Origin of the sequence: Nonomuraea sp. NPDC049309 (assembly GCF_043196965.1) — a bacterium.
GTDB lineage: Bacteria > Actinomycetota > Actinomycetes > Streptosporangiales > Streptosporangiaceae > Nonomuraea > Nonomuraea fastidiosa.
In genome coordinates, this window is sequence record NZ_JBICSH010000002.1 from 1067069 (window position 1) to 1082177 (window position 15109).

The 15109-nt window shown below is 71.1% G+C and carries 15 protein-coding genes; 6 read left to right on the top strand and 9 right to left on the bottom strand.

The features are described 5' to 3' along the window. Nucleotides 1–2 precede the first annotated feature (2 nt). The 5 genes from ACGFIM_RS18980 to ACGFIM_RS19000 all read right to left on the bottom strand — a co-directional run bounded on the left by ACGFIM_RS18980 (nucleotide 3) and on the right by ACGFIM_RS19000 (nucleotide 3952). Complete coding sequence (locus ACGFIM_RS18980) at nucleotides 3–779, bottom strand: SIS domain-containing protein (protein ID WP_393201901.1); 777 nt, start codon at nucleotides 777–779, stop codon at nucleotides 3–5. Then, nucleotides 776–985: a HypC/HybG/HupF family hydrogenase formation chaperone gene (locus ACGFIM_RS18985; protein ID WP_393201903.1), complete on the bottom strand. Its 210-nt coding sequence runs from the start codon at nucleotides 983–985 to the stop codon at nucleotides 776–778. The genes ACGFIM_RS18980 and ACGFIM_RS18985 overlap by 4 nt, the downstream gene beginning before the upstream one ends. Continuing rightward, the gene (locus ACGFIM_RS18990) at nucleotides 982–1566 is read right to left on the bottom strand and encodes an SIS domain-containing protein (RefSeq protein WP_393201905.1); all 585 of its coding nucleotides are present in this window, start codon (nucleotides 1564–1566) and stop codon (nucleotides 982–984) included. The genes ACGFIM_RS18985 and ACGFIM_RS18990 overlap by 4 nt, the downstream gene beginning before the upstream one ends. Next, nucleotides 1545–1946 (bottom strand): PadR family transcriptional regulator, encoded by a 402-nt coding sequence (locus tag ACGFIM_RS18995; protein ID WP_393201907.1) that lies wholly within the window; start codon nucleotides 1944–1946, stop codon nucleotides 1545–1547. The genes ACGFIM_RS18990 and ACGFIM_RS18995 overlap by 22 nt, the downstream gene beginning before the upstream one ends. 185 nt (nucleotides 1947–2131) lie before the next feature. Continuing rightward, nucleotides 2132–3952, bottom strand: coding sequence for a glycoside hydrolase family 2 protein (locus ACGFIM_RS19000; RefSeq protein WP_393201909.1), 1821 nt, complete (start codon nucleotides 3950–3952; stop codon nucleotides 2132–2134). A 144-nt stretch (nucleotides 3953–4096) separates the two neighbouring features. Here ACGFIM_RS19000 and ACGFIM_RS19005 point away from each other — a divergent pair, with 144 nt between their 5' ends. From ACGFIM_RS19005 to ACGFIM_RS19015, 3 genes are read left to right on the top strand one after another with little or no spacing between them, the layout of a single operon-like run. Continuing rightward, a complete protein-coding gene (locus tag ACGFIM_RS19005) occupies nucleotides 4097–5410 on the top strand; it encodes an extracellular solute-binding protein (RefSeq protein ID WP_393201911.1) in 1314 nt (437 codons plus the stop codon). After that, nucleotides 5407–6330: a carbohydrate ABC transporter permease gene (locus ACGFIM_RS19010; protein WP_393201913.1), complete on the top strand. Its 924-nt coding sequence runs from the start codon at nucleotides 5407–5409 to the stop codon at nucleotides 6328–6330. The genes ACGFIM_RS19005 and ACGFIM_RS19010 overlap by 4 nt, the downstream gene beginning before the upstream one ends. Continuing rightward, entirely contained in the window at nucleotides 6327–7157 is an 831-nt protein-coding gene (locus ACGFIM_RS19015) for a carbohydrate ABC transporter permease (protein WP_393201915.1), read from the top strand. Before ACGFIM_RS19010 ends, ACGFIM_RS19015 begins: the two co-directional genes overlap by 4 nt. A 6-nt stretch (nucleotides 7158–7163) precedes the next feature. On the opposite strand, the gene ACGFIM_RS19020 is transcribed toward ACGFIM_RS19015, so the two are convergent. Both ACGFIM_RS19020 and ACGFIM_RS19025 read right to left on the bottom strand, forming a co-directional pair. Next, nucleotides 7164–8153: a LacI family DNA-binding transcriptional regulator gene (locus tag ACGFIM_RS19020; protein WP_393201917.1), complete on the bottom strand. Its 990-nt coding sequence runs from the start codon at nucleotides 8151–8153 to the stop codon at nucleotides 7164–7166. Between the two features lie 114 nt (nucleotides 8154–8267). Continuing rightward, entirely contained in the window at nucleotides 8268–9140 is an 873-nt protein-coding gene (locus ACGFIM_RS19025; RefSeq protein ID WP_393201919.1) for a helix-turn-helix domain-containing protein, read from the bottom strand. 96 nt (nucleotides 9141–9236) lie between these two features. Here ACGFIM_RS19025 and ACGFIM_RS19030 point away from each other — a divergent pair, with 96 nt between their 5' ends. The 3 genes from ACGFIM_RS19030 to ACGFIM_RS19040 all read left to right on the top strand — a co-directional run bounded on the left by ACGFIM_RS19030 (nucleotide 9237) and on the right by ACGFIM_RS19040 (nucleotide 12039). Further along, on the top strand, nucleotides 9237–10022 hold the full coding sequence (locus ACGFIM_RS19030) for an SDR family oxidoreductase (RefSeq protein WP_393201921.1): 786 nt from the start codon (nucleotides 9237–9239) through the stop codon (nucleotides 10020–10022). A gap of 257 nt (nucleotides 10023–10279) precedes the next feature. Further along, entirely contained in the window at nucleotides 10280–10717 is a 438-nt protein-coding gene (locus ACGFIM_RS19035; protein ID WP_393201923.1) for a hypothetical protein, read from the top strand. A gap of 158 nt (nucleotides 10718–10875) precedes the next feature. Continuing rightward, on the top strand, nucleotides 10876–12039 hold the full coding sequence (locus ACGFIM_RS19040; RefSeq protein ID WP_393201925.1) for a globin domain-containing protein: 1164 nt from the start codon (nucleotides 10876–10878) through the stop codon (nucleotides 12037–12039). On the opposite strand, the gene ACGFIM_RS19045 is transcribed toward ACGFIM_RS19040, so the two are convergent. After that, nucleotides 11993–12361, bottom strand: coding sequence for a hypothetical protein (locus ACGFIM_RS19045; RefSeq protein WP_393201927.1), 369 nt, complete (start codon nucleotides 12359–12361; stop codon nucleotides 11993–11995). The genes ACGFIM_RS19040 and ACGFIM_RS19045 overlap by 47 nt on opposite strands. Nucleotides 12362–12926: 565 nt before the next feature. Next, a complete protein-coding gene (locus ACGFIM_RS19050; protein ID WP_393201929.1) occupies nucleotides 12927–14621 on the bottom strand; it encodes a DUF4328 domain-containing protein in 1695 nt (564 codons plus the stop codon). Nucleotides 14622–15109 lie beyond the last annotated feature (488 nt).

Consider the following 15109-nt stretch of genomic DNA (forward strand, 5'->3'; position numbering starts at 1 on the left):
CGTCACGTCTCGCCGGTCAGCACCCGCTGGGTCAGCTCCCACAGCACGTGGCAGAGGGTGATCTGCGCCTCCTGGATGCGGTGCACGGACGCCGACGGCACCACGAACAGGTACGACAGGCGGCCGTCCTGCGCCATCGGCCCGCCGTCGTACCCGGCCAGGCCGACGGTGAGCATGCCGAGCCTGGACGCCTGCGCCATCGCGTTGAGCACGTTGGCCGAGCCGCCGCTGGTTGACAGCCCCATGGCCACGTCGCCGCGGCGGCCGAGCGCGGCGAGCTGCCTGGCGAAGACCAGCTCGTAGCCGACGTCGTTCGACAGCGCCGTGAGCAGTGCGACGTCCTGAGCGAGCGGGATCGCGGCCACCGCGCGCCTCCGCTCCGGCGGCGCGGCGGTCGCCTGCGGTGGTGCGGCGGAGTGCTGTCCGGCCGCCTGGGGTGGTGCGGCGGAGTGCTGTCCGGCCGCCTGCGGTGGTGCGGCGAAGAGCTGCGCGATCGCCTGGGCGTCGGTGCTGCTGCCGCCGTTGCCGAACGCGAACAGCCGGCCGCCCGCCTCGAACGCCGCCGCCATCGCCCGCGCGCACGCCACCAGCCGCTCGCCGTGCAGATCGACGAGCGACCTGCGCAGCTCGACGATCTCGGCCGCCTTCCTCCGCGTGGACGCGCACAGATCCGCGACGACGGCCTCCCGATCGGCGGGCGCGGGCGCGAGGAACGGATACAGCGCCTCGATCCCGCCGGGGTCCGCCCCGATCTCGCCGGGCCCGCCGACCGCGCTCACGGCTCCCTCCTCGCGATGGCCTCCTTGGCGTGCACGAGCACGACGTCGCCGGGCCGCGCGTCCACCAGCGCCACGCTGACCTCCTCCTCGGTCCCCGCCTCCGTCTCGACCAGGGCCAGATCGTCGCCGAGCAGCCGCAGCACCCGCACCGGCACGGCCACGTCGGAGCAGGTGACGCAGACGTCCTCGCCGCAGTGCTCCGTCATCGGGCCGCCTCCAGCTCGTAGAACACGTGCACCAGCTCCCACAGCACGTGGTAGAGCGTCATGTGCACCTCTTTGACGATCAGCGGGTCGCCGGAGCGTACGGCGAGCACGTGGTCCGCCTCCGCCACCGCCCGCCCGCCGGTGAGCGCCACCGTGAGCAGCCCCAGCTCGCGCGCCGCCGCCAGCCCTTCGCGTACCGCCGCGCAGTCGCCGCCCGCCGAGAGCCCGAGCGCGATGTCGCGCGGCCCGGCCAGCAGCCGGAGCTGGGCGGCGAAGATCTCCTCCAGACCCCGGGAGCGGGCGATCTCCGTGGTGACGGCCGTGTCGGTGGCCAGCGAGACGGCGGGCAGCGCGGGCTTGCCCACGACGACCGGATGCGCGAACTCCACGGCGACGTGCTGCGCGTCCGCCACCGAGCCGCCGGTGCCGAACACCAGCAGCGTGCCGCCGTCGCGGAACCGCTCCGCCATCTCCCGGCAGGCGCGGACGATCAGCTCGGCGTCCTCGCCGGCGGCGGCGGCCGGTGCGCTCCGCCGCTCGATCGCGGCTGCGACGGCGGTCAGCTCAGGGGCCGTGCCCACGACGCCTCCTCCCGCTCCCCGGGCTCGGCGGGCTCGTGACCGCCCGCTTCGCCGCTGATCCGCGTCCACCGGTCCAGGCAGGTCTCCAGCAGCCCGCGTACCTCGGTCAGCCGCCGCATCCACGCCTGCAGCTCGGCCATGCCGCCGGTGGTCAGCTCGTAGCGCCTGCGCGCGGGGCCGGCCTCGGACGCGACCCAGGCGGAGGCCAGATGGCCGGCGCGTTCGAGCGAGCGCAGCGCGCGATAGACCTGGCCGGGCTCGGCGTCGGACGCCCCCAGCCGGGCCAGCCGTTCGATCAGGTCGTACCCGTGACCCGGCCGCTCGCAGATGAGCAGCAGCAGGAACGGGGCGAGCAGACCGCGGACGTCACTGCCCGACATCGTCCCCCTCCTTCGCCACGGCCGTCAGCACAGGACGCTAGGCCGCCGCGCGCCACGGGCAGGGGCGGCGCGTCCGGCGTTTGCCCGGATCTTCGCCGTACGCAGGACGAGAATTGCCCGGCGGCTCACGAACCGGCGCAGCCCGAGGGGCAGAACCGCACCTCGGGGAAGCGCGGCGCGTCAGGTCAGCCTTCGGAGGCCGTGCGCTCGTAGGCGGCCTCGCGGGTCTGCGCGGCGCGCACGCGCGAGACGTCGAGCTTCGTCGACCGGTCGAACCGGTAGATGCCGTTCTCCTCTTGGAACACGTCGGTGAGCTGCGTGTAGCAGTAGCCGAACATGTCCGGGTCGTCGAGCAGCACCCCGGTCAGCCCGGCGAAGCGCTCGTGGAACTCCTCTTCGGTCCGCACCCGCTGGCCATAGCCCCAGGAGGTCGAGCGGTCGGCGTCCTGCTCGGTGCCGGCGAGCTCGGGGTTCCACCAGATGCCGCCGTACTCGCTGACGAAGTACGGCTGCCCCCGGTACGGCACCGAGATCGGCAGGCCCTCCCGGTCGTTGACGTACGGCCGGTCCTTGCTCAGGCCGCTGAGCTGCCCGGCGAACGCCTCGGGCTCCTGCTCGTAGTTGTGGGAGTCGTACACGTCGGTCTCGGGCACCCGGTGGCTGTAGCCGGAGGCGTCGATGACCGGGCGGGTGGGGTCGGCGAGCTTGGTCGCGAGGAACATGCCGCGGGTGACGTCGTCGAGCTGGGTGAGGTGGTCGTGGATCACCTGGCCGGTCTCGTTGAGCGGGCACCAGCCGACGATCGACGGGTGCGACACGTCGCGCTCCAGCACTTCGAGCCACTGGGTGATGAACGAGGCGGTGGGCTTCTGCTCGCCGTCGGCGTGGGCGCCCCAGTCGCCGAACTCGCCCCACACCAGGTAGCCGAGCCGGTCGGCGTGGTAGAGGAAGCGCTCTTCGAACACCTTCTGGTGCAGCCGCGCGCCGTTGAACCCGGCGGCCAGGCTCAGCTCGATGTCGCGCAGCAGGGCCTCGTCGCTGGGCGCGGTCATGAGGCCGTCGGGGTAGTAACCCTGGTCGAGCACGAGCCGCTGGAAGACGGGCTTGCCGTTGATGAGCAGCCGCTTGCCGTCGATCGACACCGAGCGCAGGCCCGCGTAGCTGTCCACGGCGTCGACGACCGCGCCGGCGGCGTCCAGCAGCTCGATCTTCACGTCGTAGAGGAACCCGTCGCCCGGCTCCCACAGCCGCACCCGGCCGGCGGGCAGCTCCAGCCGCACGGCGGGGGAGAGGTCGACGTCGGCGCGCACGCTGCCGGTGGCGACCACGCCGTCGGCGTCGGAGACGGTGACGCGCACGCAGTGGCCAGGCCGGTTGGCCGACAGCGGGGTCACGACGGTGAACGCCGAGCCGGCGACGTCCGGCGTGATGCGGGGGCGGCGCAGGTGCACGTCGGGCACCGGCTCCAGCCACACGGTCTGCCAGATCCCGGTCGTGCGGGTGTAGAGGCACTCGTAGTTGCGGTAGCGGGTGGACTGCTTGCCGCGCGCCTGCGGGCCGTGGCGGGGGTCGCGGGCCCGCACGACGATCGTGGCCTCCTCGCCCGGCCGCGTCACGTCCGACAGGTCGGCGGTGAAGGGGGAGAAGCCGCCGCGGTGGCGCACCACCTCCGCGCCGTTCACCCACACCGTGGCGTCGTGGTCGACCGCGCCGAAGTGCAGCAGCGTGCGGCGTCCCGCCCATTCGGCGGGGATCGTCACCGTCCGGCGGTACCACACGGCGGGCATGAAGTCGGTGTTGCCGATGCCGGACAGCACCGACTCGGGCGCGAACGGCACGGTGATCGTCCCGGCGAGGTCGCGCTCGCGCAGTCCGCGCTCCAGCCCGCTGTCGCCGGCGTCGATCTCGAACTGCCAGGGACCGTTCAGGTTGAGCCAGTCCGGGCGGACCATCTGGGGGCGCGGGTACTCCGCGCGGGGGACGTCGGGGGCAACGGAAATCGGCATGCGGCAACCTCGGCAATCCCGGCGCGCGGGCGGCGGATCAGGGCTTTTGCTACGTAGCAAAGTGTGCCACACTCCCTCCAACCGGAGTCAACATCCGGTCACCCCCCGCTGTGAGGGCGGCCGGATTTCTGCGAGGAACCACGTATGAACGAGTGGACCCATTCCCGCCTCTCCCGGCGCAGATTTCTGCAAGCCGCGGGGCTGACCGCACTTCTGACCGGCTGTGGGACGGGGATCGCCGGCCGGGATCCCCGGGAGATCGTCTTCTGGCACCTGCTCGGCGGCGGCGACGGCGAGCGCATGGCCGAGATCCTGTCCGGCATCGACGACAGCTGGGACGCCGCCCGCATCAAACCGGTCGTCCTCGCCTGGGGGCCTCCGTACTACACCAAACTCTCCATGTCCGCGGCCGGCGGGCGCGCCCCCGACCTCGCGATCATGCACATGTCGCGGCTCGCCGGCTTCGCACCGGGCGGCCTGCTCGACCCGTGGGACCCCGCCCGGCTGGCCCGCTACGGGATCACCGAGCAGTCGTTCACCGCCTCGGCCTGGCAGAGCTCCATCGTCAACGGCAAGGTCTACGCGATCGCGCTGGACTCGCACGCGTTCGTCTCGTTCTACAACGCCACCCTGGCGAAGAAGGCCGGCGTGCTGGACTCGCAGGGCAAGCTGCCCGAGATCAAGAGCCTGGACGACCTGAAGCAGCTCGGCAGGGAGTTCAAGCGGGTCACCGGCAAGCCGTACGGCATCGCCTACGGATATCTCGGCGACGGCGCCCAGCTCTGGCGGCTCTTCTGGACTTTCTACACGATGCACGGCGCCACGTTCGACCTCCAGGGCGACCGCTTCCAGTACGACGCCGACGCGTTCGGCGACTCCATCGAGACCATGCGCAAGCTCGTGGACGGCGAGGTCGCCTCCAGGAGCGCCGACGGCGGGACCGCCAACTCCTCCTTCATCAACGGCGAGTCCGGTTTCATCTTCTCCGGCGTGTGGGACTCGCCGCAGTTCCAGAAGGCGGACTTCGAGCTCGGCGCGATGCCGATCCCGAACCTGTTCGGCACCGGGATCAAGGCGGCCTGGGGCGACTCGCACACGTTCGTGCTGCCGCACCAGTCGCAGCCCGACGAGGCCAAGCGCGAGCTGGCCTACGAGGCGGTGTCCAGAATCCTCAAGGCCTCGCTGCCATGGGGCGGCGCCGGGCACACGCCCGCCTACCTGCCCGTCGTCAACAGCCCCGAGTTCAAGGCGCTGCGGCCCAACAGCGACTACGCCGAGACCGCGGCGTACCTGAAGTACGACCCGCCGTCGTCGTTCACCGGAGGCGGCTCCAACTTCCAGAACCAGTTCGGCAGCTCGTTCCAGAACGTGATGCTCGGCCAGACCTCCGTCAAGGACGCCATCGCCGACTTCGCCGAGCGCGTCAATGTCCTCATGTCCAAGGCGGTGCAGCGATGACGTCGATCACTTTGCCCAAGGGTGCCGTCGCCGACACCCCCAAAACCGCCACGAAGGTCGCGCAGAGCAAGGCCGGGCTGCTCTGGGTGGCTCCGTTCTTCGTGTTCTTCGTGCTCTTCCTGGTCTGGCCCACCATCTACGGCTTCTGGATGAGCTTCACGAACCGGGACCTCGCCGCGGGCGGGCAGCCGGACATGGTCGGGCTCTCCAACTACGCCGAAGCGCTCACCGACCCGATGGTGTGGAAGACGTTCGGCAACACGGTGCTGTTCACCGTGCTCACCACGATCCCGCTGGTCGTGCTGGCGCTCGGCGCCGCGCTGCTGGTCAACATGGGGCTGCCGGGGCAGTGGGTGTGGCGGATGTCGTTCTTCCTGCCGTACCTGCTGGCCTCGACCGTGGTCAGCAAGTTCTGGGGCTGGCTCTACAACCCCGAGCTCGGGCTGATCAACACCGTGCTCGGCTGGCTGGGCTTCGAGAGCCAGGCGTGGCTTCAGAATCCGGACACCGCCATGCTGGCGATCGCGGCCACCACGACCTGGTGGACGCTGGGCTTCAACTTCCTGCTCTACCTGGCCGCGCTGCAGAACATCCCCGCCACCGTCTACGAGGCCGCCGCGATCGACGGGGCGGGCAAGTGGCGGCAGCTGTTCTCCATCACGCTGCCGCTGCTGCGCAACACCACCGGGCTGATCCTGGTGCTGCAGGTGCTGGCCTCGCTCAAGGTCTTCGACCAGATCTTCCAGATGACCGGCGGCGGGCCCGACGACTCGACCCGCTCGATCCTGATGTACATCTTCGACTCCGGCTTCACCGGCTACCGGCTCGGCTACGCCTCGGCGATCTCGTACGTCTTCTTCGCCATCATCCTCGTCCTGTCGCTGCTCCAGCTGCGGTTCGCCCGGAGGTCCGACTCATGAAAAGCATCAACGCCGGGCGCATCGTGGCCTTCGCGACCCTCGCCCTGTTCAGCCTCCTGATGCTGACGCCGTTCCTGTGGGCGGTGAACACCTCGTTCAAGTCGGAGGCCGACGCGAGCGCCGCGCCCGTGACGATCCTGCCCGAGCACGGCTACACCTTCGAGATCTACTCCTACATCTTCCGGCTCGGCGAGATCCCCACCTGGATGATCAACAGCCTCATCGTGGCGACCGGCGTCACGCTCATCACGCTGGTGATCTCCACGATGGCCGGCTACGCCTTCTCCCGGCTGGACTTCACCGGGCGGAGGTTCCTGCTCGGCGTCACCGTCGCGTCGATCATGATCCCGGGCACGATCTTCATCGTGCCGCTGTTCGACGAGATGCTGGCCTTCAACATGGTGGACACGTTCTGGGGGATCATCCTGCCGCAGGTGGTCGCGCCGGTCATGGTGTTCGTGCTCAAGCGCTTCTTCGACGGCATCCCGCGGGAGCTGGAGGACGCCGCCCGGGTGGACGGGGCCGGGTCGGTCCGCATCTTCGTCAGCATCGTGCTGCCGCTGTCGCGGCCGATCATCGCGGCGGTGTCGATCTTCACGTTCGTCGGCGCGTGGAACAACTTCCTCTGGCCGTACATGGTCGCGAACGACCCCGACCTCATGACTCTGCCGGTCGGCCTGCAGACCGTCACCACCGGCTACGGCGTCGTCTTCGCGCAGAACATGGCCGGCGCGGTCATGGCCGCGCTGCCGCTCATCGTGGTGTTCCTGTTCTTCCAGCGGCAGATCATCAGGGGCATCGCCACCACCGGCCTCGGCGGCCAGTAGACCGGCTCACCGGCTGGACTCGCGCACCTGGAGGCTGAAGCCGACCATGGCATGCGAGTCCAGCCCGCTGGGCTTGCCGGTGATCTGCTCGTGCAGCATGGCCACCGCGGTGGAGGCCAGCGCCTCCACGTCGGGGGCCACGGACGTCAGCGACGGCGTCGAGTAGCGGGCCTCCTCGACGTCGTCGAAGCCGACCACCGCGACATCCTCCGGCACCCGCACGCCGCGCTCGGCGAGCGCGCGGAGCGCGCCGAGCGCCAGCGAGTCGTTCATCGCGAAGATCGCATCCGGCATGGGACGGCCCGCGCTCAGGTGCTCCTCCACCGCCTGCCGGCCCACCTTGCGGCTCCAGTCGCCGCCCACCAGCAGCTCGTCCGGCACTTTCAGGCCCGCCTCGGCGAGCCCGTCGAGGAAGCCCTCGGCGCGCATCCGGGCCGTGATGTGCACATGGGGCCGGTAGCCGAGCACCATCGGCCGCCGCCGCCCGCCGGCCACCAGATGCCGGGCCACCGCGAGCGCGGCCTCCCGGTTGGGGATCCCGACGTGGTGGATCGGGCCCTCCAGCACCTCGTCGCCCACCAGCACGATCGGGTAGCCGGGGCGGCGCCGGCGGCCGTCGCCCGGCCGCAGCGCCACGGCCGACATGATCGCGCCGTCGGTGAGCTGGTTGAGCTCGCCGCTCAGCACCTTCAGCTCGCGCTCGCGGTCGGACTCGGTCAGCTCGATCAGCACCGTGTAGCCGAGCGGCTCGGCCGCGCGCACGACCTGCTCGGCCAGCTCGGCGAAATAGCGCGCGCGGAACTCGGGCACGACGAGCGCGATCAGCCCTGTGCGGGCCGCGCGGAGGCTGCGCGCCGCCGCGTTGGGCACGTAGCCCAGCGCCTCCATGGCGGCCAGGACGCGCTGGCGCGTCTCCGGGCGGACGTAAGGGTAATCGTTGACCACGTTGGAGACCGTGCGCTGGGAGACCCCCGCGGCGCGAGCCACGTCGTGCATGCTTACGGCCATCTGCGCCGTGCTCTGCCCGAAGTGGTAATCACGCCACTCATCGTAGTGTCGGCGAAGGCGCGTTCCCATCGGTTATCGACCGGCCGCTTTACCGATACACCTTCAGCTCGGCCGCTGAGATCCCCGATCCCGCGCCGGCGCTCGCCCGCCCGCCGACGGCGCCCCGGCCAGGGACGCCAGGATCTGCAGCTTCTCCGCTGTCTCGCTGCCCTCTTCCGCGTAGTAGAGGACGAGGAGCAGCTCATCGGCCACCGGCAGCTTCTCGCGATGCAGATGAAGCGTGCCGACCATCGGATGGTGCACCACGGCCGTGCCGCCTTCGAGACGCCGCACGTCGTGGCGGGCCCACAGCGTACGGAACCGGGCGCTGGCCAGCGAGAGCTCGCCGACCAGCTCCACCACGCGCGCGTCGCCGGTGTCGTCCCCGATCGACTGGCGGAACGCCCCCACGAACTCCTCGGTGGCCCGCTCCCAGTCGGCGTGGAACTCGCGTTCCTCGGGATCGAGCAGCAGGGACCGCAGCCGGTTCTCGCCCGGCCGCAGCCGCGGCGACAGGGCGCGCGCGAGCTCGTTGGATGCGAGGACGTCGTACGCCCGGCCCTCGACGAACGCCGGGACCCCGATGGTGGCGAGCAGGTGATGCAGCCGGGCCGGAACCCGCTCGGCCCGCCGGCGCCGCGGCGCCGCCTGCCGCGGCGGCGCGGCCAGGTCGAGCAGGTACTGCTGCTCCACCTCGTCGAGATGAAGGACGCGCGCCAGCGCCGTGAGCACCTGAACGGACGGATGCCTGTCACGCCCGCGCTCCAGCCGCATGTAGTAGTCGGAGCTGATCCCGGCCAGCATCGCGACCTCCTCGCGCCGCAGCCCGGGAACCCGGCGGTTGGGCCCGGCCGGAATGCCGGCCTGCTCCGGCGTCACCAGGGCCCGCCGGGCGCGCAGGTACTCGCCGAGCCGGTTGGCTTTGTCCCCGTCCATGACCTTCAGGCTAGCGAGCCGGGCGACGCCGAGAGGGGGTCCTGTCAGGCCCCAGGAACGACAGGGTCTCCCGCGCCCGCGCACCCGCGTACGACCGTGGAAAGCAGAACGGACACGCTCAACGAGGAAGTGAGTGCCATGGACATCAGCGGCCGTACCGTTTTCATCGCAGGAGGCACGTCCGGGATCGGGCGCGGGCTGGCCCAGCGGTTCGTCGACGCCGGCAGCACCGTCGTCGTCGGCGGGCGCGACATCGACCGGGTCGAGGGCGTCGAGGCCGTACGGATCGACGTCACCGACCCCGCCTCCATCGCCGCCGCCCGCGACGAGGTGCTCGCCAAGCACCCCGACCTCGACGTGCTCGTCACCATGGCGGGCGTCATGCTCGCCGAGGACCTTCGCGACCCGGCCCACATCGCTCAGGCCGAGACCACGATCGCGGTCAACCTCCTCGGCACCATCCGGGTGATCGACGCCTTCACCCCGCACCTCCTCGCCCGCGGCGCCGGCGACATCATCACGGTCAGCTCCGGCATCGGGTTCATGCCGTTCCCGCTGATGCCGACGTACGGCGCCACCAAGGCCGGCGTGCACTCCTACACCGAGTCCCTGCGCGCCCAGCTCGCCGGGACCGGCGTCAACGTCACCGAGCTCATCCCGCCCGCCGTCGCCACCTCCGACCAGCAGGCCAAGCTCAACCCCGCCGCCCTGCCCCTCGACGGCTACCTCGCCGAGGCGCTCAGCCTGCTCGCCCAGGACCCGACCCCGAACGAGATCATCGTCGAGCGCGCCCTGCCCCTGCGCTGGGCCGAACGAGACGGCACCTACGCCCAGCTCCTCGCCCGCCGCTCGGAGTCCCTCAAGACCCTCCCCGGCCGCTGACCCGCGCCCGGGGCGCGCCGGTCACGGCGGACTGCCGTGCCGTCCAGCCCGCCGATCAAGGCCGCAACGTCTCCGACGTCACCTCCGATGCCGGAGCCGGGACCGGGACCGTCGGGACGCGGTCATACGATGGTCGGACCAAGCCGATCATCCGGCATCTCTCCGGCGGCATGCGCGGCGCGGTCGCCATCGCCACGCCGTGCCCGCCGCGAGCCCGGCCACGCCTCGGCATGAGGTCACGCGGAGGTGAGTGCGTCATGACGTGGTGGACGGTGGTGCGGTTTCTGCATGTGCTCGGGGCCGCTCTGTGGGTCGGCGGCCAGCTCGCGGTGTCGCTGGTCGTGCTGCCGCTGGCGCGCCGCATGCTGGACGGTGAGCGGCGCGGGCAGGTGCTGACCGCGATCGGGCGGCGGTTCGGGCTGCTCACCGCCGCGGTGTTCCTGCCCGTTCAGCTTGCCACCGGTGTGGCGATCGCCTGGCATCACGGCGTCACCTGGGCTTCGCTGGCCGAGCCCGGTTACGGGCGGATTCTCGCGGCCAAGCTGCTGCTGTTCTGCGCCGTCATGGCGGCGGCGGGGGCGCACGGGTGGGCGTCCGGGGCGGGGCGGCCCAAGCTGGCGCGGGTCATGGCGGTGGGTTCGCTGGTGGGGTCGCTCGGCGTCGTGCTGCTGGCCACCGCGCTGCCCGGCACATGATCTCGCTGTAGGGACTGCTGTCCGGCCCGCTTGATCCCGCTTTAGGGACTTTCGTCCCTGCGACGACCGACGTTCGGCCTGGTGAGCGCGCCCGGCCTCGTCCGTAGCTTGGACTCCGGCCCGCCGGGCCCTCTGAGTCCATCTGCGTTGGGGGTTTCATGCTGTCCGCGGAATCAGCGGCGATCGTCCGTGCCACGCTGCCCGTCGTCGGAGCCTCGCTCGACGCCATCACCGCGCGTTTCTACGAGACGATGTTCGCCGAACGGCCGGAGCTGCTCGACGGCCTGTTCAACCGGGGCAACCAGGCGAACGGTGAGCAGCGCAGGGCCCTGGCGGGGTCCATCGCCGCGTTCGCGACACACCTGCTCGAGCATCCGGACGAGCGCCCCGACGTGCTGCTGTCGCGCATCGCCCACAAGCACGCCGCCGTGGGCGTCACTGACGACCAGTACGTGATCGTGCACAAGTACCTGTTCGCCGCGATCGCCCACGTCCTGGGAGATGCCGTCACCCCGGAGGTCGCGGCGGCGTGGGACGAGGTGTACTGGCTGATGGCCGGAGCGCTGATCGCGCAGGAGGCCAGGATCTACGCGGCGGCGGGCGCGCGTCACGGCGACACGTGGCGGCAGTGGCGGGTCGTCGCCCGCCGGGAGGAGACGCCGCACGTGGTCTCCTTCCTGCTGCGCCCGGTCGGCGACGCGCCCGTTCCGCCCGCGCGGCCCGGCCAGTACGTCAGCGTCCGGGTACGCATGCCCGACGGCGTCCACCAGCTCCGCCAGTACACCCTGTCCAGTGTGGGCGAGCTGCGCAGGATCACCGTCAAGCGGGTGACCGGCGACCCCGCGGGCGAGGTGTCGACGCTGCTGCACGAGACCGTACGCCCGGGCGATGAGCTGACCCTGTCCGCGCCGTTCGGCGACGTCACCCTGGACGACGGCGACCGGCCGCTCGTGCTGGTCTCGGCGGGCATCGGCGCCACGCCGATCGTGGCGATGCTCCAGCACCTGGCCGCCACCGGCTCGGACCGCCGCGTCCTGCTGCTGCACGCCGACCGCTCACCGGAGGAGCACGCGCTCCGCGAGGACATGGCGAACCTCGCCGGCGACCGGATCTTCTGGTACGAACGAGGCGCCACCGCCCCCGACCGCGACGGCCTGATGGACCTGTCGGACGTCGAGATCCCCGCCGGCGCGATCGTGTACCTGTGCGGGCCGCTGCCGTTCATGCGCGACGTGCGCGGCCGGCTGCTGAAGGCGGGGGTGGCCGCTCGCGACATCAAGTACGAGGTCTTCGGCCCCGATCTCTGGCTGCCGGCCGCCTGACACCCGACCTGTGCGGCCGGTCGCGCTCGAGGAGCGCGGCATCCTCGGCGATCGCCGATGTGGCGGCGGTGAAGTCGCCGGCGTGCACCGCGCTCGCCGCCTCCATGCCGGGACCGAGGCGGAGCATGAGCGGCGAACCGGTCTCGCGGGCGGTGGCCGGCACCCAGGCGGTGATCACGCCGTGGGCGTCGATGTTCCAGAGCTCGACGGCGAGCATGCCGGCCGGCGCGGGACGCTCGGTCCACAGCGGGCTCGCCGCGACGGTCTCGCGCGCCGGGCGGGCGGCCGTCCTGTGCCCCTCCGTCGCGAGGCGTACCAGCACGGTCGAGGAGGTCGGGCGGCCCGGGGACGGGCGGTGCCGAGCACGCCGCCTCGACCACCATGTCCATGACGCCGCTCGCCCTGCCGACGACCAGGGCCATCTCCACGGCGTCGAGGTAGCAATCCCAGCAGTCCCGCGACCGCCGCGCGCGAGCGCGCGGGCGGCCGAGCGGTCCAGCTCGGCGGCGACGTCCTCGTCCGGGCCCGAGTACGACCAGGCCGGACGCCTCCGCGTGCGCGCCGGCCTGCGGTTCGACCCCAAGGCGTTCCGCGGCGGCCCACAGCAGGCCGGGGATCCCCGGTCGGGTCGGCGCTCGCCACCGTGAGCAGCAGCCGTACGTCCTGCGGCAGCCCGGCCAGCCGGTCGGCGAAGCTGCGTTCGATGCGGCTCGTCTCCGACCTCCCCTCCTGCACGGGCAGCAGCGCCCCGGCCCCCGCGGCAACTGACCCTCCCGAGGAGGTCCTGGTCGCACCCCCTCGTGACCAGGACTTTCTCGGTGCCGGCCAGGCCGGCGCGCACCGCGGGTGCGACCGGGCAGGCGCGGCCGCACGGAGCCGCGATGTGATCAGGCGGCCGGCTTGACCGCCTGCATCTTGCTCAACCGCCGTACGTAGAGAGCGGCGACGACCGCCGTCGCCACTCCCAGCAGGCGTAGGGCGACGCTCACCCAGCCGAGCGGTTCCACGGTGTAGTGGTAGTACGTCAGCCGCTCATCGAGGAACTCCGACCACGGCACCCAGAACAGCGGCCACGTCACGAAAGTGGTCAGCCACAAAGCCCACCACGCGTTCAGCAGACCGGCCGGCGCCATCGGCCCCGCGGCCTGCTCGGGCGGACTCGACGCATGCCAGACGTCATCGGCGATCTGCTTGGGCAGGAAGAGGTTGGCCAGCGGGATGAACCAGCCGAACACGGCCATCGAGCGGCTGTAACGCAACCTGCCAGGTGCGAACGTCTCCGCCTTGGCCCGCGCCCGCGAGAACCACAGCACCCAGCACACCACCAGCGCCGCCCCTACGACGGCCTGGACCACCATCATCACGGCGTCCATGTCCTTGATCTCGTACCTGAGACCGCTGTAGACCTCCCGAAGCGGGGTCTTTCCCGTGAGGACGATGAGCTGCTGCACCAGCGTGTTCACCGACAGCAAGGTGAAGAAGGCCAGGAGCACATAGACCGCGATCTCGCGCCCGGAGGCGGGGTACACCGGCTTGTTCCCGCGCCGGCGACGACGTTCATTGACCAACAGGGACTGCGACCCGCCCGGTCGTTCCACGTGACCGGCGGACGGCATCGCAGCCGTCGCCCCGTGCACGCGACCGGGCGGCACCGGCTCCACCCGCGGCGTACTCTCCGGACCGTCGAGAACGGTCAGCGCCTTGGTCCGTTGCCGCGTGACCACCTCGGTGAGCGCCTCCGGCAACCACCCGGGGCGCACTCCATCCACCATGGGCGAGGCAAGCTGCGTCAGTCGGTCCAGCACCTGCCGCACACTCGGCCGTGCGGCCGGATCCTTGGCCAGGTATTCCGCCACCAGGCCGGCCAGCGGACCGGGCACGCCTGCCAGGTCCGGCTGGGCGTGAACGACCCGGAACAAGATCGCATTGGCCGGCCCTTCCCCGAAGGGGCTGCGGCCGGTCGCCGCGAAAGCCAGTACGCACCCGAGGGAGAACACATCCGACGCCGGCCCCACCGACCGGCCCAACGCCTGCTCAGGCGACATGAACGCGGCGGTCCCCATCACCGTCGACGTCTGCGTATGGCTGGTCGCATCCAGCGCACGTGCGATTCCGAAGTCGATCAAACGGGGACCGTCCTCGGCCAGGATCACGTTCGCGGGCTTGAGGTCACGATGGACCACCTCACAGGCGTGCACCGCCGTCAGCCCTTCGGCCAGCCCCGCACCCAGCACCGCGACCGACTCCAGCGGCAACGGCCCGTGCTCGTCTACCGCCTGCTGCAAGGAGGGGCCGGGGATGTAAGCCGTGGCCAGCCACGGCGGATCGCCGTCCGTGTCGGCGTCCACCACCTGAGCCGTGTAGAACCCGCCGACCTTGCGAGCCGCCTCGACCTCGGAAGCGAAGCGCCGCCGGAAATGCGCATTATCGGCCAGCTCCGGGCGTACCACCTTCACCGCCACCAACCGGCCCCCAGGGGAACGACCGAGATAGACCTGGCCCATCCCGCCTCCGCCAAGCCGCGCTCGCAGCCGGTAGGGGCCAAGGGTGGTGGGATCGCCTTCGCGCAGGGGGCCGGCCATGACACGCTGCTTTCCGTGAGAGATCTTTTTGCAAGCCGTGAGGATCGTCTCAAAACTCGCGCCTCCACGGGCAGGAAGCCGGCAACGGCAACTCGTGTTGCTCACAGGCGCAAGCAACCGACGGGGCTGGAGAGGGAACGCCGAGCAGCGCGACCGGCAGAACGCACCGGGCGAGCGATCCAGTGGTTACCTGGTGTTTCAGTTGCATGGGGACAGGGCGGTCGTCAGGTCGTGGCCGCAACAGCGTGCCAGGCGTACTCACCTGTGCCGGCCTGATCCGCAAGGCTCTGGCAGCGGCTCTTTCGGGCCTGGACGGCATCGTGGGCGTGCTGAACGCAGCCGGCACGACCCGTAAGCCCAAGGCCTGCCATCCCGGAAAACACGAAGTCCTGGCCACCACCACCGGTGACCAGGACCCTACGGGTATCGATCTGTGTCCGAGGTCGGTCTTGAACCGATCGACTATCTTTTGGGCAGTTGTGACAGCC